Genomic DNA, 21,595 nt, shown 5'->3' on the forward strand with positions numbered 1-21,595 from the left:
CGGTTTTTTCGAGGCTGCCCGTCAAGGAAGGTAATTCGACACATAAAGGACTGCCTTCACCATGCACACCCCTTCCTACCCGCGCGGACGCTTTCGGCTACTGAAAAGCGCGCCGCTGTCCCTGGCCATGCTCACCGTCACAACGCTGAACATCAGCATGGCCCAAGCCGATGCCGTCAGCGTTGCAGCCCAGACCTATGACATCCCCGCCGGGCCGCTGGGCAGTTCGCTCAACCGCTTCGCCCAGCAGGCCGGTGTGGCGATCGTGTTCCAGTCCCACGAACTGGAAGGCCTCAATGGCCCAGGCCTGAAAGGCAATTACGCGATCCAGGACGGTTTCGACAGGTTGTTGCAAGGCAGCGGCTACCGCGCGGTAAAAGGTGATCAGGTCTATGCACTGCAACCCGCCCCCACCGCCGGCGACGGCAGCCTGGAGCTGAGCCCGACCCAGGTCAGCGGCAACCAACTCGGCAACGTCACCGAAGACACCGGTTCCTACACGCCCGGCACGATCGCCACCGCCACACGGATGGTGCTGACGCCCAAGGAAACCCCACAGTCGGTGTCGGTGGTCACCCGCCAGCACATGGATGATTTCGGCCTGAACAACGTCGATGACGTGATGCGCCACACACCCGGCATCACCGTTTCAGCCTTCGACACCGAGCGTACCAACTACTACGCCCGGGGCTTTTCCATCAATAACTTCCAGTACGACGGCATTCCGTCCACGGCGCGCAACGTCGCTTACTCGGCGGGCAACACCCTGAGCGACATGGCGATCTATGACCGTGTCGAAGTGCTCAAGGGCGCCACCGGCCTGCTCACTGGCGCGGGCTCGCTGGGCGCGACGATCAACCTGGTGCGCAAGAAACCCACCGCCGACTTCAAGGGGCATGCGACCCTCGGTGCCGGTTCCTGGGACAACTACCGCAGCGAGCTGGATGTGAGCGGCCCCATGACCGAAAGTGGCAACGTGCGTGGCAGGGCCGTAGCGGCCTACCAGGACAAGCATTCGTTCATGGATCACTACTCGCGCCAGAGCCCGACGTACTACGGCATCATGGAGTTCGACCTGTCACCCGATACCCTGCTGACGGTAGGCGGTGACTATCAAGACACGCTGCCAAAGGGCTCTTCGTGGTCGGGCAGTTTCCCGCTGATCAACTCCAAAGGCGACAGCAATAGCGTCAAGCGCTCGTTCAACAACGCTGCCGACTGGAGCAGTTGGGAGCAATACACCCGCACCGTATTTGCAATGCTCGAACACGACCTGGGCAATGGCTGGGTGACCAAGCTGCAACTGGATCACAAGATCAACGGTTATCACGCCCTGATGGGCTCGATCCAGGGTGACCAGCCGCAGCCCGACGGCACCGCACAACTCACCTCGGGCAAGTACACCGGGGAAACCGTCAGCGATTCCGCCGACCTGTACGTGAGCGGCCCCTTCAGCCTGGGCGGTCGCGAACATGAACTGGTGCTGGGCGGTTCTATCAGCGCCTCGGAATGGAAAGGCAAAGGCTACTGGAACCTCTCCCCCAATATTGTCGACTTCAACAACTGGCACGGCCACGCCACGATACCGGACTGGGGCCGCGCGCAATCACTGACCGACGACACCGTGCGCCAGACGGGCGCTTATGTGACCACGCGCCTGAACCTCGCCGACGACCTCAAGCTGCTGCTGGGCGGACGCGTGGTCAACTATCAGGTCACGGGCTATAACCCCAACTACCGTGAGTCCGGGCGTTTCGTCCCTTACATCGGTGCGGTGTACGACCTCAACGACACCTATTCGGTATACGCCAGCTACACCGATATCTTCATGCCGCAGGAGAATTACAACCGCGATCGAGACAACAAGCTGCTTGAGCCGGACGAAGGCCAGAACTGGGAACTGGGCATGAAAGCCGACTTCTTCGACGGTCGCTTGAACGCCAGCGCGGCTTACTTTGAAATCCACGAATCCAACCGCGCACTGTCGGATGACGAGTACAACAACCAGACGCCCATCCCGAACAACTACGCCTACAAGAGCAGCAAGGCCGTCACCAAAGGTTATGAGCTGGAGATGTCCGGCGAGATTGCACCTGGCTGGCAACTCCAGGCCGGCTACACCCACAAGGTGGTGCGCGACGACAAGGACGAGAAGATCTCCACCTTCGAACCTGAAGATCAGGTCAAGCTGTTCACCACCTACAAGCTCAAGGGCAACCTGGACAAGCTGACCGTCGGCGGTGGCGTGCGCTGGCAAAGCGTGGGCTGGCAGGACATCTACAACAACCCGCACGGCCAATACGAAGAGTTCTCCCAGGACGCCTATTGGCTGGTGGACCTGATGACCAAGTATCAGGTCAGCAAAAACCTGTCGGCCACGCTGAACGTCAACAACCTGTTCGACAAGCACTACTACACCAACATCGGCTTCTACAACTCCGCCGCTTACGGCGAGCCGCGCAACTTCATGGTGACCACCCGCTGGGATTTCTAGACCCCCAATAAAAAACGCCGCCGATCATTTTCGATGATCGGCGGCGTTTTTATCGGCTTTTGCAAAGCTCAGACAGCAAAAAGCCCGCTCAATGAGCGGGCTTCCTGTGGTGACCTGGCGTTCAGCGTTCCAGGTAACCGAATATGGCGCAGCGGACGGGACTCGAACCCGCGACCCCCGGCGTGACAGGCCGGTATTCTAACCGACTGAACTACCGCTGCGCGTAACACATGAAACGAATGGTGGGTGATGACGGGATCGAACCGCCGACATTCTGCTTGTAAGGCAGACGCTCTCCCAGCTGAGCTAATCACCCTTCGTTTCGGTGTGGCGCGCATTCTACGGAGCGACCTTAAGTCTGGCAAGCACTTTCTGAAATCTTTTTTTTGATAGCTTCCAATGGCTTAGGCAGGGTTGGCCTGGGGCGTTATCAAGACAATAATGCCCCCCTTTGTATAAAGGAGAGACTCACCCCATGTGGTTCAAGAACCTGCTTATCTATCGCCTGACCCAAGATCTGCCTGTTGATGCCGAGGCGTTGGAAGCGGCCATGGCCACCAAACTGGCGCGCCCTTGTGCAAGCCAGGAGTTGACCACTTACGGTTTCGTCGCGCCTTTTGGTAAAGGTGAAGACGCTCCCCTGGTTCACGTCAGCGGTGACTTCCTGCTGATCGCCGCGCGCAAGGAAGAACGTATCCTGCCGGGCAGCGTGGTGCGTGACGCACTGAAAGAGAAAGTCGAAGAGATCGAGGCCGAGCAAATGCGCAAGGTCTATAAAAAGGAACGCGACCAGATCAAGGATGAAATCATCCAGGCTTTCCTGCCCCGCGCCTTTATCCGTCGCTCGTCGACCTTCGCGGCCATCGCGCCGAAACAAGGCCTGATCCTGGTCAACTCCGCCAGCCCGAAACGCGCCGAAGACTTGCTGTCGACCCTGCGTGAAGTGATCGGCACCCTGCCGGTTCGCCCGCTCACGGTGAAAACCGCGCCAACCGCAATCATGACCGACTGGGTCACCACCCAGAAGCCGGCCGATGACTTCTTCGTCCTCGACGAGTGCGAACTGCGCGACACCCACGAAGACGGCGGCATCGTGCGCTGCAAGCGCCAGGACCTGACCGGCGAAGAGATCCAACTGCACCTGACCACCGGCAAAGTCGTGACCCAACTGGCCCTGGCCTGGCAGGACAAGCTGTCCTTCATGCTCGACGACAAAATGACCGTCAAGCGCCTGAAGTTCGAAGACCTGCTGCAAGACCAGGCGGAACAGGACGGCGGAGAAGAAGCCCTGGGCCAACTGGATGCGAGCTTTACCCTGATGATGCTGACGTTCGGCGACTTCTTGCCGGCGCTGGTTGAAGCATTGGGCGGTGAAGAGACTCCGCAGGGTATCTAAACCGTGTGAAGATCAAAAAATGTGGGAGCGGGCTTGCTCGCGAATGCGGTGGATCAGTCAACAAACTCAGTGACTGGCAGACCGCATTCGCGAGCAAGCCCGCTCCTACATTTGACCGCGTTTACACTTCAAAATCTAACAACTAGGGCCATCCCCATGCGCGCACTCGCCGCCTTGAGCCGCTTCGTCGGCAATACCTTCGCCTACTGGGTGTTGATTTTCGCCGTCGTTGCCTTCCTCGAACCCGGCTGGTTCATTGGCCTTAAAAGCGCCATTGTCCCGCTGCTGGGCCTGGTGATGTTCGGCATGGGGCTGACCCTCAAACTCGATGACTTCGCCGAGGTCGCCCGCCACCCCTGGCGTGTGGCATTGGGCGTGGTTGCGCATTTCGTGATCATGCCGGGCGTGGCGTGGTTGCTGTGCCAGGCCTTCCATCTCCCCCCGGAAATCGCCGTCGGCGTGATCCTGGTCGGTTGCTGCCCAAGCGGCACCTCGTCCAACGTAATGACCTGGCTGGCCCGTGGCGACCTGGCGTTGTCGGTGGCCATCGCCGCCGTCACCACCCTCCTCGCCCCGCTGCTCACGCCGGCATTGATCTGGCTGCTGGCCTCGGCCTGGCTGCCGGTGTCGTTCATGGAGCTGTTCTGGTCGATCCTGCAAGTGGTGCTGCTGCCGATCGTGCTCGGCGTGTTGGCGCAACGCGTGCTCGGCGATCGGGTTCGGCATGCGGTCGATGTGCTGCCACTGGTGTCGGTGGTGAGCATCGTGATCATCGTCGCGGCGGTGGTTGCCGCCAGCCAGGCGAAGATCGCCGAGTCGGGCCTGTTGATCATGGCCGTGGTGATGCTGCACAACAGCTTTGGCTACCTGCTGGGTTACTTCACCGGCCGCGTGTTCAAGTTGCCGTTGGCGCAGCGCAAGTCGCTGGCGCTGGAAGTGGGCATGCAGAACTCCGGGCTGGGCGCCGCGCTGGCCAGTGCGCACTTTTCGCCGCTGGCGGCGGTGCCGAGTGCCTTATTCAGTGTCTGGCACAATATCTCCGGTGCGTTGCTGTCGACTTACTTCCGCCGCATGAGCGAAAAGGAAGACCGTCGCGAGCTGGAGAACACCCCGCAAACTTGATCAGCCGAGTACTTTTCGGCACTCTAATGCGCTTCGCGGGGACGACCCCGCGACGCGCTCAAGCGACTAATCCGGGGACGACCCCACCTAGTGTTAGGAGGTCATCATGTCCTGGATCATTCTGTTTTTCGCAGGTCTGTTTGAAGTCGGCTGGGCCGTCGGCCTGAAGTACACCGACGGTTTCAGCAAGCCACTTCCCACCGCCCTGACGATTGCCGCCATGGCCGTCAGCCTCGGCCTGCTAGGGCTGGCCATGAAGGAACTGCCGCTGGGCACCGCCTATGCCATCTGGACCGGCGTGGGCGCCGTGGGCACCGTGATTGCCGGGATCATCCTGTTTGGGGAATCCATGGCATTGTTCCGGTTGGCTAGCGTGGCGTTGATCATTTGTGGGCTTATTGGCCTGAAAATCAGCACCTGAACCGTGCGGTCGATGGCGTTCAAACGGACGCCATCGACCTGTAGGAGCCCGCTTGCGGGCGATAGCGTCTGAACCGGGCGCCATCGCCGGCAAGCCGGGCTCCTACAAGACCGTGCCGCGCAGCTGAGTGACCTTGTCCTGCAACTGCGCCGGGGTCGCCGACTCGACCGCCACCGGCTCACCCGCCACCAACACCACCCGCGACCAGATGCGATGAAAGAAGCCCTTGTTCGGATCGCGGCTGAAGAAACTCCCCCACAACCCCTGCAACGCCATCGGAATCACCGGCACCGCCGTTTCTTCCAGGATGCGCGTCACGCCCCCGCGAAACTCATTCATCTCGCCATCGGCAGTCAGCTTGCCCTCCGGGAAGATGCACACCAACTCCCCTTCCTTCAAATACTGCGCAATGCGCGTGAAGGCCTTTTCGTAGATCTGGATATCTTCGTTGCGCCCCGCAATCGGAATCGCCCCGGCGGTGCGGAAGATGAAGTTGAGCACCGGCAAGCGGTAGATCTTGTAGTACATGACAAAGCGAATCGGCCGACGCACTGCGCCGCCAATCAACAGTGCATCCACAAACGACACATGGTTGCACACCAACAACGCCGCGCCTTCATCCGGGATCGCCTGCAGGTTGCGATGCTCCACGCGGTACATGGAATGGCTGAGCAGCCAGATCATGAAACGCATGGTGAACTCGGGGACGATCTTGAAGATGTAGGTGTTGACCGCGATGTTGAGCAGCGACACCACCAGGAACAGTTCCGGGATCGACAGCTTGGCCACGCTCAGCAACAGGATCGACACGATGGCCGAGACCACCATGAACAGCGCGTTGAGGATGTTGTTCGCGGCGATCACGCGCGCGCGTTCGTTCTCGGCGGTACGCGACTGGATCAATGCGTACAGCGGCACGATGTAGAAGCCGCCGAACACACCCAGGCCGAGGATATCGAACAGCACCCACCACGCCTGGCCGTAGCTGAGCACGGCAAGCCAATCGTTGGCCTGGACGTTCTGCGGGAAGCCGCCGGAGTGCCACCACAGCAGCAGGCCGAACACCGTCAGGCCGAATGAACCGAACGGCACCAGGCCGATTTCGACCTTACGCCCGGAGAGCTTTTCGCAGAGCATCGAACCCAGTGCGATACCCACCGAGAACACCGTGAGGATCAGCGTCACCACGGTCTCGTCGCCGTACAACCACTCCTTGGCGTAGGCCGGGATCTGCGTCAGGTAGATCGCACCGACAAACCAGAACCACGAGTTGCCGACGATGGAGCGCGAAACGGCCGGCGTCTGCCCCAGGCCCAAGCGCAGGGTGGCCCAGGATTCGCTGAAGATATTCCAGTTCAAGCGCAGTTCCGGGGTCGACGCGGCCGCGCGCGGAATGCTGCGGCTGGCCAGGTAACCCAGCACCGCTACGCCGACGATCGCCACGGACACCACGGGGGCGTAATGGGTGGACGACATCATGATCCCGGCGCCGATGGTGCCGGCCAGGATCGCCAGGAACGTGCCCATTTCCACCAGGCCGTTGCCGCCGACCAGCTCATCGTCATGCAACGCCTGAGGCATGATCGAGTACTTCACCGGGCCGAACAGCGCCGAGTGAGTGCCCATGGCAAACAGCGCCAGCAGCATCAACTCCAGGTGGTTGGTGAGGAAGCCCGTCGCGCCCACGGCCATGATCACGATCTCACCGATCTTGATCGCGCGGATCAACGCGTCCTTGTTGAATTTCTCGCCAAACTGCCCGGCCAGGGCCGAGAACAGGAAGAACGGCAGGATAAACAGCAATGCGCAGAGGTTGACCCAGATAGAGCGGTCACCGTCGATAGTGAGTTTGTAGAGAATGGCCAGGATCAGCGATTGCTTGAAGATGTTGTCGTTGAAAGCGCCCAGCAACTGGGTGATGAAAAACGGCAGGAAACGCCGTGTGCGCAGCAAGGTGAATTGCGAGGGGTGGCTCATCGTCCGTGTTCCTGCGTGGCCTGTTTTTTGTAAAAGCGTTCAGGCCACGACTTTACCTAATCCTGCTTACTTATTCGCTAGTCCTGCAATGCACGGCGAAACAAAAAGCTCTCCTTTATAGGCGCCCTGCACGGTGCGCTTGGCGACGATCAGCCACATCAGCGCCAATGCCACCACCAGCACGCTGCCAAAAACGCTGAAGAACCCCAGGTGCAGCAGGCTCGCCAGCTTCAGCGTCGCCAGGGCATACACGCCCAGCGGAAAGGTGAAGCCCCACCAACCGAGGTTGAACGGGATACCGGCGCGCAGGTAACGCAGGGTGATCAGCACCGCAATCAGCATCCACCACAGGCCGAAGCCCCACAAAGTAATGCCCGCTACCAGGCCGAGGCCGTTGGCCATCTCACCGACACCCGGCAAGCCACTGGCCGTAAAGATCGCCGGCGCATCGCCCCCCAGCAGCAACATGCCCAGCGCGCCGGTGCCGATGGGCCCCAGGGCCAGCCAGCTCGACGCGGCCATGTTGGCGTGGGGCAGTTTGTGCAGGGCCATGCGCAGCATCAGGATGGTCAGGATGCTGAACGCCACCGGCAACGAAAACGCCCACAGCACGTAGCTGGTCACCAGCATCACCAGTTGCGAATGCGCGTCTGCCAGGTGCGGAGCAAGCAGCCCACCACTGGCCGCGGCGACTTCAGCGGCAACCACAGGCAGCAGCCAGACGGCGGTCATCTGGTCGATGCTGTGTTCCTGGCGGGTGAACATCATGAAGGGGATCAGCACGCCGCAGGCCAGGGCCATGGCCACGTCCAGCCACCACAGGGCTTCAGCCAGCGGTATCACACCGGCGCCCCAGCGCGGCAGGCCAAATAACAGCAAGCCGTTGAGAATCGTCGCGAGCCCCATGGGAATGGTGCCGAAGAACATCGAGACGGTGGAGTGACCAAAAATGCGTCGCGCCTCGTGGAAAAACATCACCCAGCGGGCCGCGTACAACACGCTGAACAACACAAACAGTCCGAGGGTGAACACCCACAACGCCTCGGCGATGGCGTGCAGGCCAGGCAGGTTGACTGGCAACTGCGCCAGGGCCAGCGCCAGCACACCAGTGCCCATGGTGGCGGCAAACCAGTTCGGCGTGAACTGGCGGATCACTTCCCGTGGACGGGTCAGGTGACTGAAGGGTTTGTAGCTGATGCTATTCGAGCAGGTCATGATGGCAATCCTCTTCCTCGCATGAGGGTGAGACCATGGTAGAACCGAATCGAATATCTATATAACGGGTAATATCTCTATCTGTTATCTACTTTACCTATAAAGCGTTAGACGCTGCCTTCGCACTCGATCACCAGAATCCGCGCCGGCCCTTGCGGGTGCGCCACGTGCTCGGTGCCGACGCTTGCATAAAAAATGTCCCCGACGCCCAGCTCCGCCATCTGTTCGAAACCATTGTCGCGGTAGTGCATCTGCACCCGGCCATCGAGCACCACGAACACTTCTTCACCGTCATTGATATGCCAGCGATACGGCTGGTCGGTCCAGTGCAGGCGCGTGGTGATGCCGTTCATGTTGGCGATATCCAGCGCCTCCCAGGCACGGCTGCCGGTGAAGTCCTTGCTGCGGATGATCTTCATGCGCGAATCTCGATCAGGCGAATACGGGGCACTGATTATTACCCATCAGCCGCCTGTCGTCGCCCGCACGCGCGCCGAATCCTGCAACAGCAACGCAATGAGCGCACCGACGGCCAGCAGGATGAGGACCGCGCCGTAACCGTCGGTGGTAGCGATCAGGCCAAAGCTGCGAATCAGGTTGCCCGCCAGCAACGAAGGCAAGCAGAACGCCAGGTAGCTCAGCACATAGAACGCCGACATCAGCCCCGCGCGCTCATGGGGCAAGGCCAACGGCACCACACTGCGCAAGGCGCCAAGAAAGCCCGCGCCAAAGCCACTGCCGGCGATCAGCGTGGCAATGAAGAACAGGGGCAGGCTGGCGCTGTGCACCGCCGTGAGGATCAGCGTCACACCGATGGCCAGCAAGCCGGCGCCGAGACGCAGCACCTTGTCGGCCGGACGATTACGCAAGGTAAAGATCATCAACGCGCCGCTCAGGGTCAGCACGGCCACCAGGCCGCCACCGATCAGGTTGGAGGTAGACCCGGTGGCGGCCCGCACCAGCGACGGGGCCAGTGACAAGTAGAAGCCACCCATCGCCCACACCGCCACATCTACCGGCAATGACAGCCACAACGCCCGGCGCGCCTGGGGCGGTACATGCAATGTTGGGCGCAGCGACGACAGTGCGCCGGGGATGCGGCTCACCGTTTCCGGCAGGCGCCATACGTAGAGGGCCTGCAACAGCATCAAGGCCAGCAACGTCCAGTAGATCAACTGAGTCGGCAGGGGCGCGAATTCCACCAGCAGACTGCTGCCCATCGCCCCGCACGCCATGCCCAAGAGCGGCGCCACGCTGTTGACCAGCGGGCCCTGTTGGCGGTCGGTATCGAGCAATGCCGCGCCCAATACAGCGGTGGCCATGCCAGTGGCAAACCCTTGCAGCGTGCGGGCGGCAATCAGCCAGGCCACGCTGCCCTCATTGATAAACAGCAGCATCGCCAGCATATCCAGGAGCAGCGCAGCAAAAATCACCGGCTTGCGCCCCAGGTGGTCCGACAATGAGCCGACGGTCAACAGCGCCGCCAGCAGGCTGAGGGCGTAGACACCGAAGATCAGCGTCAGCATGCCTGCCGAAAAATGCAGGCCTTCCTGATACAGGTGGTACAACGGCGTCGGCGCACTCGAAGCGGCCAGGAAGGTCAGCAAGGTGATCGCGAGGAACACCAGGCTGGAACGAGGGGAAACAGGACTGGACATGCACACGCTCCGCTAAAGCTAATATTTTGCTTTTGCAGAGTGTGCTACCCGCCAGCGCTTAAAGCAAATTCTTTGTGTTAAGGTCACAAACATGGCGATAAAAGAAGGCCTTCGCCCGGGGGGCCGCAGTGCCCGGGTACAAGAATCCGTCCATTCGGCGGTGCGTGAACTGCTGGAAGCCCACGAGCGCTCCAGCGTCACCGTGCCGATGATTGCCGCACGCGCAGGCGTCACACCCTCGACGATCTACCGGCGCTGGGGCGACCTCTCCGTACTGCTCGCGGACGTGGCCCTGGCGCGCATGCGCCCCGACAGCGAACCGGCCAACACCGGCAGCCTGCGCGGCGACCTACAGGCCTGGGCCGAGCAATACCTGGATGAAATGAGTTCGGAGCCGGGCCGCAACATGATGCGCGACCTGCAGTGCACCATCACGCCGGGATACTGCGTGAGCATCCTGAGTGGGCAGTTGCAGGCGATTGTCGATCGCTACCCGCACAGCACGCCGCCGAGCGTGGACCACCTGATCAACCTGATCGCAGCGCCAACGGTGTTTCGCATTCTATTCTCGAACGCCCCGCTGACAGCGCAAGAACTGCACGCCCTGATCGAACTGGCACTCAACGCCTGAACCTCCCCTGTAGGAGCCGGCTTGCCGGCGATGGCATCACCTGGGTGTACCTGCTGTACCGAGCCGCCTGCATCGCCGGCAAGCCAGCTCCTACACCCACCTGCCTTTGATCCAACCACTCAGGCCGGCTATCAGGCCGCCGTGCTCTTGCTTTTGATCTTGATCCTAGGCGCCCCGTCAAACACGCTGGCCGGAATTCGACAGGGATTTGGGGGGTAAACCGGCAGGGATGCCGGTTTAGCCGCCCCGCGCCATGGAGGGCGCGTGGCGGCGGCCCCCCAAATACCTGTCGGATTACGGGCACACCGAGCCTAGGCGAGGTGCCGAGTGTTGGGGCAAGAGCCCTTTGGTTACTTTGGGGCTCTTTTCCAAAGTGACCCGCCGTAAGGGCGGAACCCATAGCAGCCGTTACCCAAGTAACGGATATGTACCCGCTCAGATCCAACATCCAAGTCGTCTGTCAGGCCGCCTTCGCAGGCAACCCAGCTCCCACAGGGACGCAAAAAAAAACGGCCTCATCCGAGGCCGTTTTTCTATTGCGGATCGCTGCTCAGGTACGCATCCCACGCCCGCTCACCAGCAACCGCGCACAGCCGATATACAACACCACCGTGGCGACGATCATAAAGGTGATCGCCACGCTGATCTTGATATCCGACACCCCCAGGATGCCGTAGCGAAAGGCGTTGACCATGTGCAGCACCGGGTTGGCCAGCGACACAGTCTGCCAGAACGGCGGCAGCAGCGTGATGGAGTAGAACACCCCGCCCAGGTAGGTTAGCGGCGTCAGCACAAAGGTCGGGATAATCGAAATATCATCGAAGTTGCGCGCAAACACCGCGTTGATGAACCCCAGCAGCGAGAAAATCGTAGCCGTCAGCACCACCACCAGAATGGTGACCCCGAGGTGATGCACCTGCAGGTGGGTGAAGAACAACGACAGCAGCGTCACGATCACGCCCACCATCAGACCGCGCAGCACACCGCCCAGGGTGTAGCCAATCAGGATGGTGTGCGGCGACACCGGCGACACCATCAATTCTTCGATGGAGCGCTGGAATTTGCTGCCGAAGAAACTGGAGACCACGTTGCCGTAGGAGTTGGTGATCACCGACATCATGATCAAGCCCGGCACGATGTACTCCATATAGGTGAAGCCACCCATGTCGCCGATCTGCCGGCCAATCAGGTTACCGAAGATCACAAAGTACAAGACCATGGTGATCGCCGGCGGCAGCAGGGTCTGCGGCCAGATCCGGGTAAAACGCTTCACTTCGCGATAGACGATGGTTTGCAGCGCGACGAGGTTGGGTTGCAGTTCGGAACTCATACCGCCACCTTCGCCAGATTTTTCTCCACCAGGGACACGAACAACTCCTCAAGGCGATTGGTTTTGTTACGTAAACTCAGCACTTCGATGTTCTGGGCCGCCAACTGGGTGAACAGCGCGGTGATGCCCATGGCCTTGTCCACCTGCACTTCCAGGGTGTGGCTGTCGACAAGCCGGCTCGGGTAGCCCAGCAATTGCGGCGGTGCCGACAGGTTGTTTTTCAGGTCGAGCAAAAAGGTTTCCACATGCAACTGGCCCAGCAGGTGACGCATGCTGGTGTTCTCGACGATGGTGCCGTGGTCGATGATGCCGATGTTGCGGCACAGCTGTTCAGCCTCCTCCAGGTAATGGGTGGTGAGGATGATGGTGATGCCCTTCTCGTTCAGCTCGGTGAGGAAGGTCCACATCGAACGACGCAGCTCGATATCCACGCCAGCGGTGGGTTCATCGAGGATCAGCAGGCGCGGTTCGTGCACCAGTGCGCGGGCGATCATCAGGCGGCGCTTCATGCCGCCGGACAACGAACGCGAAGGCACATCGCGCTTGTCCCACAGGCCCAGTTGGGTCAGGTACTGCTCGGCGCGTTCCTTGGCGACTTTCGCCGGAATCCCGTAGTAGCCGGCCTGGGTCACGACGATGTCGAAAGTCTTTTCAAACTGGTTGAAGTTGAATTCCTGGGGCACCACGCCGATGGAGCGCTTGAGCGCCGCCGGGGATTTGTCCAGGTCGTGGCCGAAGATATTCACCGAGCCGCTGGTCTTGTTGACCAGGGTGGAGAGGATACCGATGGTGGTGGATTTACCGGCGCCGTTAGGGCCGAGCAAGGCGAAGAAGTCACCTTCGGCGACGTCCAGATCGATACCACTCAGGGCCTGGAAACCGTTGCCGTAGGTTTTGGTTAGCTGCCGGATGGACAGAGCGGAACTCATATCGGAATACGCACCAAAGAAGGGAATAGAAAGAGTAGATGAGGGCGCAGCCCAGGTAGTTCAACGGCGGCGCATGACAAGCATGGTGCTTGCCCGCGCCGCACAAGTACAGTCACCCGTATTAATAGTGGGTATTAAGTCAACGCAGTCATGACCGCCTTGCGGTAGGCCGGGCGCTGTTGCAGGCGCGCATACCAGGCCTCTAGATTGGGCATCGCAGGCCGTTCGATGGGCATTTCAAACCAGGCGTAGATAAAGCTGCCCAGGGGAATATCGCCCATGGCGATCTCGTTGCCCGACAGATACGGCTGTGTAGCCAGCGCTTCATCAACGGTTTTGAGCACATCGATGCAGGCCTGGCGCCCGGCGTGGATGGTGTCCCAGTTCTGTTTTTCCGCCGGGGTGCGCAATACGCCCCAGAACACGATCTTGAACGGTTCGGCAAAGGTGGAGGTGGTCCAGTCCATCCATTTTTCGGCGTTGGCGCGGGCCTTCAGGTCACTCGGGTACCAGTTGGAGGCCTGCTTGGCGCAGAGGTAGCGCACGATGGTATTGGACTCCCATAGCACAAAATCGCCGTCTTCGATCATCGGCACCCGGCCGTTGGGGTTCAATGCCCGATATTGCGGCGTGTCGACCACACCAAAAGCCCCGCCCGCATCAATTGCTTCATAGTCCAGGCCGAGTTCTTCGGCGCACCACAGTGCCTTCCTGACGTTTGATGAATTTTTACGACCCCAGATTTTCAGCATGACCGCGCCTTATTGTTGATGAACATGGCTTGATGAAGGCAGCAGCATACGCCGGTTCACGCGCGGCTTAAATCGCTCTGCATATCGCCCAGCAAGGTCGGCATGTCCTCGCTGAACAGGTGGGGGTAACACTGCTGAATATGCGCGAAGAAAAACGCCTCGGGCACGTCAGGAAATTGCCCGTGGTCGACCACGTATTCCATCGAACGCTGGCCCTGGCGGTTGAACGCGTGGAAGACACTGTCGTTGACGCCGTCGAAGTCCAGCGGCGGAACGTCGAACACATCGCACAGTTGCTGGTTGAACGCGGGTGTGGCCTTGACCCAGCGACCCTGCAGGTAAAGCTCGGTATAACCGTGCATGGCGAACACATCACTCTTGAGCAAGGCGAGCAGGCGCGGCGTCGACAAGTGATTGCGCACGTCCGCCAGGCCGATGCGCGCCGGGATGCCGCAGTGGCGGGCGCAGGCCGCCAGCAAGGTGGCCTTGGGCACGCAATAGCTTTCGCCGCTGGCCAGGGCGAAGCTGGCGTTCAAGGTGCCTGGGTCACGGCTGAAGGTGTAGGGGTTGTAGCGAATCGCCTCACGCACGGCGTAGTAAAGGCTGACTGCCTGGTCACTAGAAGCCGCGCGGGTTCCGCGATGTTTTTCGGCGAACTCCACCACCGCAGGGTGGTCACTATCGATGAAGCGGCTGGGACTCAGGTACATATCCATGAGCGTCATCTCCGGGGTAAGCCTGGAGTTTAACGACAGGTCTGCCACGGCGATAACGACGAATCGGCCAAATGTCGGCGCCTGTTGCCAGGTGCTCCCAGTACAACTTGTAACACCCTGATCACCCCGCTTGCTCGGATGCCGACTAAGCTCCCTGGTGGTTTCGCCCCTGGTTTCACGGAGGATTGAATATGCTGTTGTTGTGGATACTGGTGCTGGTAATCGGCATTGCCTACCTCGCACACCGCCGCGTCGCCCCGCTGCCCGCACTGGGTGTGGTCGCCGTCTACCTGCTGGCGATGGGTGCCTGGAGCCACGCGCCGGGTTGGCTGCTGCTGATCTTCTGGGTGTTGATCGCCGTCGTGGCCGCTCCCCTGCTGCTGCCCGACCTGCGCCGCCAATACTTCACCAAACCGCTGTTCAGCTGGTTCCAGAAAGTCCTCCCGCCGATGTCCGAGACCGAGCGCGACGCCATCGACGCCGGCACCGTGTGGTGGGACGGCGAGCTGTTCAGCGGTCGCCCCGATTGGGACAAATTGCTGGCCTACCCCAAGGTCCAACTAACCGAAGAAGAACAAGCCTTCATCGACGGCCCTACCGAAGAACTCTGCGCCATGGTCAGCGACTGGGAAATCGGCCAGGCCATGGACCTGCCACCGGCGGCCTGGGAACACATCAAGACCCATGGCTTCTTCGCCCTGATCATTCCCAAGGAATATGGTGGCAAGGGCTTCTCTGCCTATGCCCACTCCCAGGTCGCGATGAAACTCGCCACCCGCAGCGGCGACCTGGCCTCGACCGTGATGGTGCCCAACTCGCTCGGCCCGGCCGAGCTGTTGCTGCACTACGGCACCGACGAACAACGCAACCACTACCTGCCCCGCCTGGCCCGTGGCGATGACATCCCCTGCTTTGCCCTGACCGGCCCGCTGGCCGGCTCCGATGCCGGCGCCATGCCCGACACCGGCGTGATCTGCAAAGGTGAATGGGAAGGCAAGGAAACCCTGGGCCTGCGCCTTAACTGGGAAAAACGCTACATCACCCTCGGCCCGGTCGCGACCCTGCTGGGCCTGGCCTTCAAGGCCCATGACCCGGACCACCTGCTGGGCGAAGAGGAAGACCTGGGCATCAGCCTGGCGCTGATCCCGACCGACACGCCCGGCGTGGAAATTGGCCGTCGTCACCTGCCCTTGGGCGCCGCGTTCATGAACGGTCCCAACTCCGGCAAGGATGTGTTCATCCCCCTGGAGTTCCTGATCGGCGGCCAGGAAATGCTCGGCAAGGGCTGGATGATGCTGATGAACTGCCTGTCCGTGGGCCGTTCGATCTCCCTGCCTGCGGTGGGTACCGGCGCGGCCAAGTTCACCAGCCTGGTGACCGGCCAATACGCCCAGGTGCGCGAGCAATTCAACGTGCCGCTTTCCGCCTTTGAAGGTATCCAGGAAGCCCTGGCGCGCATTGGCGGCAACGCCTGGCTGATGGACAGCGCGCGCATGCTCACGGCCAATGCCGTGGACCTGGGGGAAAAACCGTCGGTCCTCTCGGCGATCCTCAAGTACCACCTGACCGAGCGCGGTCGCGAGTGCATCAGCCACGCCATGGACGTGCACGGCGGCAAGGGCATCATCATGGGCCCGAACAACTACCTGGGTCGCAGTTGGCAAGGCGCGCCGATCTTCATCACCGTGGAGGGCGCGAATATCCTCTCGCGCAACCTGATGATCTTTGGCCAGGGCGCGATCCGTTGCCATCCATTCGTGCTCAAGGAAATGGCTTTGGCCGGTCGCGAAGACCACGACCAGGCGCTGAAGGAGTTCGACGGCCTGCTGATGCAACACATCGGCTTCGCCGTGAGCAACGCCGCCAGCACCCTGGTGCTGAACCTCGGCGTGGGCCATTTCGAGAAGGCCCCGGGCAATCGTTTGAGCCAGGGTTACTTCCGCGCACTCAACCGTCAGGCTGCCGCCTTCGCGCTGCTGGCCGACCTGAGCATGATGCTGCTGGGTGGCGAGCTGAAGCGGCGCGAACGCCTGTCGGCACGCTTGGGTGATGTGCTGAGCCATATGTACCTGGCGTCGGCTGCACTCAAGCGGTACCACGACCTGGATTCGCCGGACCACCTGGAACCGCTGTTCGCCTGGGCGATGGAAGAAAGCCTTGGTGAATCCGAGCGTGCGCTGGATGAACTGCTGAGCAACTTCCCGAACAAGGTGCTGGGTTGCCTGCTGCGGGTCATCGTGTTCCCGTTCGGGCGTCGCCATACCGGGCCGTCCGATGCACTGGATGCCGAAGTGGCCGCGGTGATCGGCCGTGCCAAAGGCGATCCGACCCTGGAAGAGTTGCTGGCCGGCTGCTACCGCCCACAATCGGCGGAGGACCCGGTGGGCGCCCTGCAACATGCCTACGACCTGCTCGGCGCCAGCCATCCGCTGCAGAAGAAACTGCACACCGCGCTCAAAAGTGGCCAGGTCAAGCCGACTGCCGGGGAACACGCCATCGATGCGGCGCTGCACGCCGGCGTGCTGCAACCCGCCGAAGCGCAAACCCTGCGTGACGCTGAAGCAGCGCGGCGCAAGGTGATCGACGTGGATGATTTCAGCAAGGAAGACCTGACCCAGGCTGAGGGCAAGGTCCGCTGAGTCGAGCGGTCATATAAATACGGGCGCGAGAGCTATATACTCTCGCGCCCGTTTTTGCTTTAGAGGACTTATCTCGTGTCCAACGTCGTTGCCGATCATCTCGTCTTGCTCGACCACTTGCGCAGCATCCTGGTTGCCGTCGGCGAAGCCGAACAGGTGCCCGAGGAAAGCCACACATTGTTCCTGGAGCGTTTCGACGAATTGCGCGCCCTGCTGCCGATCGACCCGATCGAAAGCCAGTACCTGGGCCAGGACCTGATGAGCCAGGTCATCCTGCGCTACCCGCAAATTGCCCACCTGGTCCCGCGTGACCTGCTGTGGTTCTTTGGCGGTGACTGCCTGCACTTCATGCCCGATGAAGAACTGGACCTGTACCAGGCCCTGGAAGAACGTCGCTTTGAAGCCGAACAGAACGACGAACCGTTCGACTGGAACCAGGAAAAGCAGCTGCTGGCCATGCCGGACGACCAGAGCAAGCACTGACTCCCTCGTAGGAGCCGGCTTGCCGGCGATGGCGGCCTTGAGTCCTGCACTGGGTTCAAGGGCCAATCGCCGGCAAGCCGGCTCCTACAGTTCCGACCGCATTCCTACCGTTTGCGCAATGTCGGCTCCTTGGCCATGCACGCCACCAGATAATCGATAAACACCCGTAACTTCGGTGGCAGATACCGCGTAGGCGAATGCAGCAACCATGCCTCGCCATGGTACGACGCAATAAAGTCCCACCCTGGCAACACCTGCACCAACCGCCCCTCCTCCAATGCATGCCGCGCCGTAAAGTACGGCAAGCTGCCAATGCCCACATGTTGCAACACCGCATCCAGCCGCACACCTGTGTGGTTCGCCGCGTAACGCCCGCGCACTGCGACCGTCACCGCCTTGCCGGCCTGGCGAAACTTCCAGCGTGAATCCCCCGGCGTCTCTCCCAGGTAGATGCAACTGTGTGCCAGCAAGTCCTGGGGGTGGCCCGGTGCTCCATGCTCGGAAAGGTACTGCGGGGTCGCGCACAACAGATGCTCGATCGGCAGCAACTGCCGGCCGACCAATCCCGGTGGCGGGCTGTCGGTGATGCGGATGCTGAGGTCGACGTTGTCATCAATCATGTCCACCGGCCGGTCCTCAAGGATCAGTTGCACATCCACCTTGGGGTAACGCCGCAGGAACTCCGGCATATGCGGGTGCACCACAAAGCGCCCCACTGCCTTGGGTACGCTGACCCGCACCAGCCCTTCGGCTTCATGGGTGAACTGGCCGCTGATCTCCATCACCGAACGCGCCGCGCTGACCATCTCCTGGCACCGCTTGAACACCTCTTCCCCACCCTCGCTCAGGCGCAACTTGCGTGTGGTGCGTTGCAGCAACCGTGTGGCCAGGGCCTTCTCCAGGCGCGAGATGCTGCGGCTCACCGATGAAGGCGAGGCGCCCATTTGCCGGGCGGCTTCGGAGAAGCTGCCGGTTTCCACTACTTTGACAAAAATCGCCATTTCGCCCAGCAGTGGCAACGGTAGATTGATGCTCATGGTGCACAGGTCCATTGATAACTGAGCGGATTATCACCCATCTACGCACTATTTATACTGCCGGCAGAACCCTGATGCGGATGTAGATCATGACCGAACGCCTGTTTTTCACTCACGACCACCTGACTGCCGAGCTTGAGGTGCTGAGTTGTACACCCCATGAAGACCAGTTTGCGGTGATCCTGCAATCGACGATTTTTCACCCACAGGGCGGTGGGCAACCCTTCGATACCGGTTGGCTCGGTGAGAGCAGCGTGCTGCGCGTGACCCAGGAAGGCGATCGCGTGGTGCACTACGTCGACCGCCCGCTGGCACCTGGCCCGATCACTGCGCGGGTGGATGAACAGCGTCGTGCGCTGCACACTCGGCTGCATTCCGCGGGGCACTTGATCGGCAACGTGGGCGAGACCCTGGGGTGGATGCCGATCAAGGCCCATCACTGGCCGGGTGAAGGCAAGATCACCTTCATCCGTGGCGAAACCGCGCAAGTCATGGAAGCCGAGACGATCCAGCAACGGGTTGACCAATGGATCGCGGCAGACTACCCGCGCCATATGAACCTGGAAGACGGCACCCGCGAAGTTGGCTTTGGCGAATTGCCCGCGTATGCCTGCGGCGGTACCCACGTGCAAACCTTGGGTGAACTGGGCCAGGTGACCATCCTGGCCCTTTCCGAAAAAAAGGGTGCGCTGTCCGTGCGCTACAGCCTCAACGAAACCGCGCCGCTGTAATCACCACAAGCCCTGCAGGAGCCGGCTTGCAATTGGCTGGGTGGGTACCTGGATAATTCGCGCGACCTGGAAGTGGTGATGCACAGCGAAGCGATGGCCAAGCGTGTAGGGGAATTGCATGAGCAATTGTGGGACGGACCCTACGCTAGAGCCTTGAACGTGACCGAGGAGTACCCCGAGCCCCACCCTGGCCAGCATTGACCAGAGGCACCTGAGTAGTGGTAGTGTGTGGAAATGTTTCTGACAGTTCGATCAGAAACGTCCTACTCACTACCTGCAAAGGAATGCGTCTTTCCATGCACTTTCCACTCAAGCAACTGGCTGCTGCCACCCTGTTCGCGGCGAGCCTGTCGGCCATCAGCAGCCCCGCCTTCGCCAACATCACCCCCGACCAGAGCACGGCGATTCTCAAGCATTTCAACGAAACGTCCGTCACCGATTTTCGCGGTTTCCTCGGCACATTGGCCAAGGGCGACTTGGGCAAAACCAGCGACGTGGGCCCGGCGATCAATGCCTTCCTCGACAACAAACCCCTGAGCGCCGACCAGCAGAACGAAATCAATCGCCTGCTCGGCCTCTACACCCGTGTGAAATACGGCAAGGCCGCCACCGAAACCCTGCGCGAGCTGGTGGAAATCCCGACCTTTAACGTCGACGGTGTGCCGCAGTACAAGAACCCGGAATTCATCAAGATCGCCGGCAAGATCCAGGACCTGGCCAAGGCCTTTAACCTGAACTTTCGCAACATTGATAACCGCGTGTACGAAATTTCCCTGGAAGGCAGCGGCGATGAAGTCGTCGGCATCCACGCCCATGCCGATGTGGTGCCGGTAACGCCGGAGAATTGGGTGCTGAAAGACGGCACCAAGCTCGACCCGTTCAAGGTCACGCTGATCGGCGACCGCATGTATGGCCGTGGCACCGAGGATGACAAGAACGGTATCGTGGTGGCCATGTACGCCATGAAAGTGATCAAGGAAGAGAAGCTGCCGCTGGCGCGCAACTTCAAGTTGCTGGTGGACACCACCGAAGAAACGTCCGGCGACGCGATCCCCTACTACTTCGAAAAGAATCCGACACCGCAATACAACCTGGCACTGGACGGTGGCTACCCGGTGGTGATTGCCGAAAAAGGCTACGGCACGGTGATGGCGACGTTCCCGCGTCGCAAGGGTGAAGGCAAAGGCGCGGAAATCATCTCGATGACCGGCGGCATGGCCACCAACCAGATTCCGTCGGCGTCGGTGGCGACGTTTGTCACCGACAAGCCAGCCGAATTGGCCGCCAGCCTGCAAAAAGCCGGCACTGAATACGCCAAGCGCAACGGGGGCGATTTTGAAGTGGCCGCCAAGGTCGACGGCAAAAACGTCAAGCTGACGGTCACCGGCGTGTCCGCTCACTCGTCCGAGCCGGAGTCTGGGGTCAACCCGGTCGCGCGCATGCTGGAGCTGATCCACAGCGTCGACGGCAAAATCGCCCTCAAGCACAACCACATCACTGACGCCGCGCGTTATGCGTCCGATAACTGGGGCCTGGATTACCTGGGCGGCAAGTTGGGTGTGGGCTTCTCGGATGAGTTCATGGGGCCGCTGACCACTTCGCTGACCTTTGTCGGCCTGGATGACAAAGCCTTCAAGCTCGCGGTGAACCTGCGGGTGCCAAAGGGCAAGTCGCCGGAGAAACTCAAGGCCGAGATTGCCGACAAACTGGGCGCCTGGGACAAGCAATCCAAGGTCAAGGTGGACTTCACTTACTCGGTCGCGGAGCCGATGTACCGTAACCCTGAAGGCGAATGGGTCAAGGCCCTGCTCGCAGTGTCCACCGAAAACCTGGGCATGGAACACAAGTTCGGCACGTCGGCCGGCGCGACCTCCGTGCATGAACTGCCCAACGGCGTGCAATTTGGCCTGGCGCGTCCGGAAGTGAAGTACACCGGGCACACCGACAACGAGTTCAAGACCGTCGACCAGTTCCTGCTGGACCTGCAGATCGTCACCGAGATGATGGGCCGTATCGGCCAGTTGCCGAAGCTCTGACCCCCAAGCGCTGACGCAAAGGAGCCCG

General features: G+C 60.9%; 18 protein-coding genes, 2 tRNA genes and 1 pseudogene. 10 read left to right on the forward strand and 11 right to left on the reverse strand.

Annotated elements, in window-relative coordinates:
* Positions 1-61 precede the first annotated feature (61 nt).
* A complete protein-coding gene (locus tag AC0IYN_RS00390; RefSeq protein WP_457239941.1) occupies positions 62-2,494 on the forward strand; it encodes a TonB-dependent siderophore receptor in 2,433 nt (810 codons plus the stop codon).
* A gap of 144 nt (positions 2,495-2,638) precedes the next feature.
* On the opposite strand, the gene AC0IYN_RS00395 is transcribed toward AC0IYN_RS00390, so the two are convergent.
* Both AC0IYN_RS00395 and AC0IYN_RS00400 read right to left on the reverse strand, forming a co-directional pair.
* Positions 2,639-2,715 (reverse strand) — tRNA-Asp (locus tag AC0IYN_RS00395).
* A gap of 19 nt (positions 2,716-2,734) precedes the next feature.
* A tRNA-Val gene (locus AC0IYN_RS00400) sits at positions 2,735-2,810 on the reverse strand.
* A gap of 159 nt (positions 2,811-2,969) precedes the next feature.
* On the opposite strand from AC0IYN_RS00400, the gene rdgC reads away from it, so the two are divergent.
* The 3 genes from rdgC to sugE all read left to right on the forward strand — a co-directional run bounded on the left by rdgC (position 2,970) and on the right by sugE (position 5,433).
* The gene (gene rdgC, locus AC0IYN_RS00405) at positions 2,970-3,890 is read left to right on the forward strand and encodes a recombination-associated protein RdgC (protein WP_406598885.1); all 921 of its coding nucleotides are present in this window, start codon (positions 2,970-2,972) and stop codon (positions 3,888-3,890) included.
* A 156-nt stretch (positions 3,891-4,046) separates the two neighbouring features.
* Positions 4,047-5,012, forward strand: coding sequence for a bile acid:sodium symporter family protein (locus tag AC0IYN_RS00410; protein ID WP_406598886.1), 966 nt, complete (start codon positions 4,047-4,049; stop codon positions 5,010-5,012).
* Positions 5,013-5,118: 106 nt separating this feature from the next.
* A complete protein-coding gene (gene sugE / locus AC0IYN_RS00415; RefSeq protein WP_010211634.1) occupies positions 5,119-5,433 on the forward strand; it encodes a quaternary ammonium compound efflux SMR transporter SugE in 315 nt (104 codons plus the stop codon).
* 102 nt (positions 5,434-5,535) lie between these two features.
* Here the strand turns inward: sugE and AC0IYN_RS00420 are convergent, their stop codons facing one another.
* From AC0IYN_RS00420 to AC0IYN_RS00435, 4 genes are all read right to left on the reverse strand, one after another.
* Complete coding sequence (locus AC0IYN_RS00420; RefSeq protein WP_471840128.1) at positions 5,536-7,410, reverse strand: MFS transporter; 1,875 nt, start codon at positions 7,408-7,410, stop codon at positions 5,536-5,538.
* Between the two features lie 66 nt (positions 7,411-7,476).
* Positions 7,477-8,625: a TDT family transporter gene (locus AC0IYN_RS00425; protein ID WP_457249208.1), complete on the reverse strand. Its 1,149-nt coding sequence runs from the start codon at positions 8,623-8,625 to the stop codon at positions 7,477-7,479.
* Between the two features lie 107 nt (positions 8,626-8,732).
* Positions 8,733-9,044 (reverse strand): cupin domain-containing protein, encoded by a 312-nt coding sequence (locus tag AC0IYN_RS00430; protein WP_457240105.1) that lies wholly within the window; start codon positions 9,042-9,044, stop codon positions 8,733-8,735.
* A 45-nt stretch (positions 9,045-9,089) separates the two neighbouring features.
* Positions 9,090-10,283 carry an MFS transporter gene (locus AC0IYN_RS00435; protein WP_471840131.1) on the reverse strand — a complete coding sequence of 398 codons (1,194 nt, stop codon included), beginning with the start codon at positions 10,281-10,283 and terminating at the stop codon, positions 9,090-9,092.
* Between the two features lie 91 nt (positions 10,284-10,374).
* Here AC0IYN_RS00435 and AC0IYN_RS00440 point away from each other — a divergent pair, with 91 nt between their 5' ends.
* Entirely contained in the window at positions 10,375-10,914 is a 540-nt protein-coding gene (locus AC0IYN_RS00440; RefSeq protein WP_457240106.1) for a TetR/AcrR family transcriptional regulator, read from the forward strand.
* A 550-nt stretch (positions 10,915-11,464) separates the two neighbouring features.
* On the opposite strand, the gene AC0IYN_RS00445 is transcribed toward AC0IYN_RS00440, so the two are convergent.
* From AC0IYN_RS00445 to AC0IYN_RS00460, 4 genes are all read right to left on the reverse strand, one after another.
* Entirely contained in the window at positions 11,465-12,244 is a 780-nt protein-coding gene (locus tag AC0IYN_RS00445; protein ID WP_005786689.1) for an ABC transporter permease, read from the reverse strand.
* Positions 12,241-13,173 (reverse strand): ABC transporter ATP-binding protein, encoded by a 933-nt coding sequence (locus AC0IYN_RS00450; RefSeq protein ID WP_457240107.1) that lies wholly within the window; start codon positions 13,171-13,173, stop codon positions 12,241-12,243. Before AC0IYN_RS00450 ends, AC0IYN_RS00445 begins: the two co-directional genes overlap by 4 nt.
* Before the next feature lie 134 nt (positions 13,174-13,307).
* Positions 13,308-13,925 (reverse strand): glutathione S-transferase family protein, encoded by a 618-nt coding sequence (locus AC0IYN_RS00455; RefSeq protein WP_457248919.1) that lies wholly within the window; start codon positions 13,923-13,925, stop codon positions 13,308-13,310.
* 56 nt (positions 13,926-13,981) lie between these two features.
* Positions 13,982-14,641 carry a transglutaminase-like domain-containing protein gene (locus tag AC0IYN_RS00460; protein WP_099490961.1) on the reverse strand — a complete coding sequence of 220 codons (660 nt, stop codon included), beginning with the start codon at positions 14,639-14,641 and terminating at the stop codon, positions 13,982-13,984.
* A 191-nt stretch (positions 14,642-14,832) separates the two neighbouring features.
* Between AC0IYN_RS00460 and AC0IYN_RS00465 the strand changes: the two genes are divergently transcribed.
* Both AC0IYN_RS00465 and AC0IYN_RS00470 read left to right on the forward strand, forming a co-directional pair.
* On the forward strand, positions 14,833-17,280 hold the full coding sequence (locus AC0IYN_RS00465) for an acyl-CoA dehydrogenase (RefSeq protein ID WP_214498170.1): 2,448 nt from the start codon (positions 14,833-14,835) through the stop codon (positions 17,278-17,280).
* Between the two features lie 75 nt (positions 17,281-17,355).
* On the forward strand, positions 17,356-17,763 hold the full coding sequence (locus AC0IYN_RS00470; RefSeq protein WP_025858812.1) for a PA2817 family protein: 408 nt from the start codon (positions 17,356-17,358) through the stop codon (positions 17,761-17,763).
* Positions 17,764-17,867: 104 nt separating this feature from the next.
* Here the strand turns inward: AC0IYN_RS00470 and AC0IYN_RS00475 are convergent, their stop codons facing one another.
* A complete protein-coding gene (locus AC0IYN_RS00475; RefSeq protein ID WP_471840136.1) occupies positions 17,868-18,800 on the reverse strand; it encodes a LysR family transcriptional regulator in 933 nt (310 codons plus the stop codon).
* Positions 18,801-18,889: 89 nt separating this feature from the next.
* Between AC0IYN_RS00475 and AC0IYN_RS00480 the strand changes: the two genes are divergently transcribed.
* The 3 genes and pseudogenes from AC0IYN_RS00480 to AC0IYN_RS00490 all read left to right on the forward strand — a co-directional run bounded on the left by AC0IYN_RS00480 (position 18,890) and on the right by AC0IYN_RS00490 (position 21,567).
* Positions 18,890-19,531, forward strand: coding sequence for an alanyl-tRNA editing protein (locus AC0IYN_RS00480; protein ID WP_406599653.1), 642 nt, complete (start codon positions 18,890-18,892; stop codon positions 19,529-19,531).
* 30 nt (positions 19,532-19,561) lie between these two features.
* Positions 19,562-19,732 (forward strand): annotated as a pseudogene (locus AC0IYN_RS00485) (phospholipase D-like domain-containing protein); the annotation flags it as partial.
* A 95-nt stretch (positions 19,733-19,827) separates the two neighbouring features.
* Complete coding sequence (locus AC0IYN_RS00490) at positions 19,828-21,567, forward strand: dipeptidase (protein WP_471840138.1); 1,740 nt, start codon at positions 19,828-19,830, stop codon at positions 21,565-21,567.
* Positions 21,568-21,595 lie beyond the last annotated feature (28 nt).

Source organism: Pseudomonas sp. AC112 (assembly GCF_979253545.1).

Coding starts and splice junctions, on each gene's coding strand:
- sugE (WP_010211634.1), top strand. CDS start 5,119: ATGTCCTGGATCATTCTGTTTTTCGCAGGTCTGTTTGAAGTCGGCTGG.
- AC0IYN_RS00435 (WP_471840131.1), bottom strand. CDS start 10,283: ATGTCCAGTCCTGTTTCCCCTCGTTCCAGCCTGGTGTTCCTCGCGATC.
- AC0IYN_RS00490 (WP_471840138.1), top strand. CDS start 19,828: ATGCACTTTCCACTCAAGCAACTGGCTGCTGCCACCCTGTTCGCGGCG.
- AC0IYN_RS00420 (WP_471840128.1), bottom strand. CDS start 7,410: ATGAGCCACCCCTCGCAATTCACCTTGCTGCGCACACGGCGTTTCCTG.
- rdgC (WP_406598885.1), top strand. CDS start 2,970: ATGTGGTTCAAGAACCTGCTTATCTATCGCCTGACCCAAGATCTGCCT.
- AC0IYN_RS00445 (WP_005786689.1), bottom strand. CDS start 12,244: ATGAGTTCCGAACTGCAACCCAACCTCGTCGCGCTGCAAACCATCGTC.
- AC0IYN_RS00455 (WP_457248919.1), bottom strand. CDS start 13,925: ATGCTGAAAATCTGGGGTCGTAAAAATTCATCAAACGTCAGGAAGGCA.
- AC0IYN_RS00430 (WP_457240105.1), bottom strand. CDS start 9,044: ATGAAGATCATCCGCAGCAAGGACTTCACCGGCAGCCGTGCCTGGGAG.
- AC0IYN_RS00475 (WP_471840136.1), bottom strand. CDS start 18,800: ATGAGCATCAATCTACCGTTGCCACTGCTGGGCGAAATGGCGATTTTT.
- AC0IYN_RS00390 (WP_457239941.1), top strand. CDS start 62: ATGCACACCCCTTCCTACCCGCGCGGACGCTTTCGGCTACTGAAAAGC.
- AC0IYN_RS00480 (WP_406599653.1), top strand. CDS start 18,890: ATGACCGAACGCCTGTTTTTCACTCACGACCACCTGACTGCCGAGCTT.
- AC0IYN_RS00450 (WP_457240107.1), bottom strand. CDS start 13,173: ATGAGTTCCGCTCTGTCCATCCGGCAGCTAACCAAAACCTACGGCAAC.
- AC0IYN_RS00410 (WP_406598886.1), top strand. CDS start 4,047: ATGCGCGCACTCGCCGCCTTGAGCCGCTTCGTCGGCAATACCTTCGCC.
- AC0IYN_RS00460 (WP_099490961.1), bottom strand. CDS start 14,641: ATGGATATGTACCTGAGTCCCAGCCGCTTCATCGATAGTGACCACCCT.
- AC0IYN_RS00465 (WP_214498170.1), top strand. CDS start 14,833: ATGCTGTTGTTGTGGATACTGGTGCTGGTAATCGGCATTGCCTACCTC.
- AC0IYN_RS00440 (WP_457240106.1), top strand. CDS start 10,375: ATGGCGATAAAAGAAGGCCTTCGCCCGGGGGGCCGCAGTGCCCGGGTA.
- AC0IYN_RS00425 (WP_457249208.1), bottom strand. CDS start 8,625: ATGACCTGCTCGAATAGCATCAGCTACAAACCCTTCAGTCACCTGACC.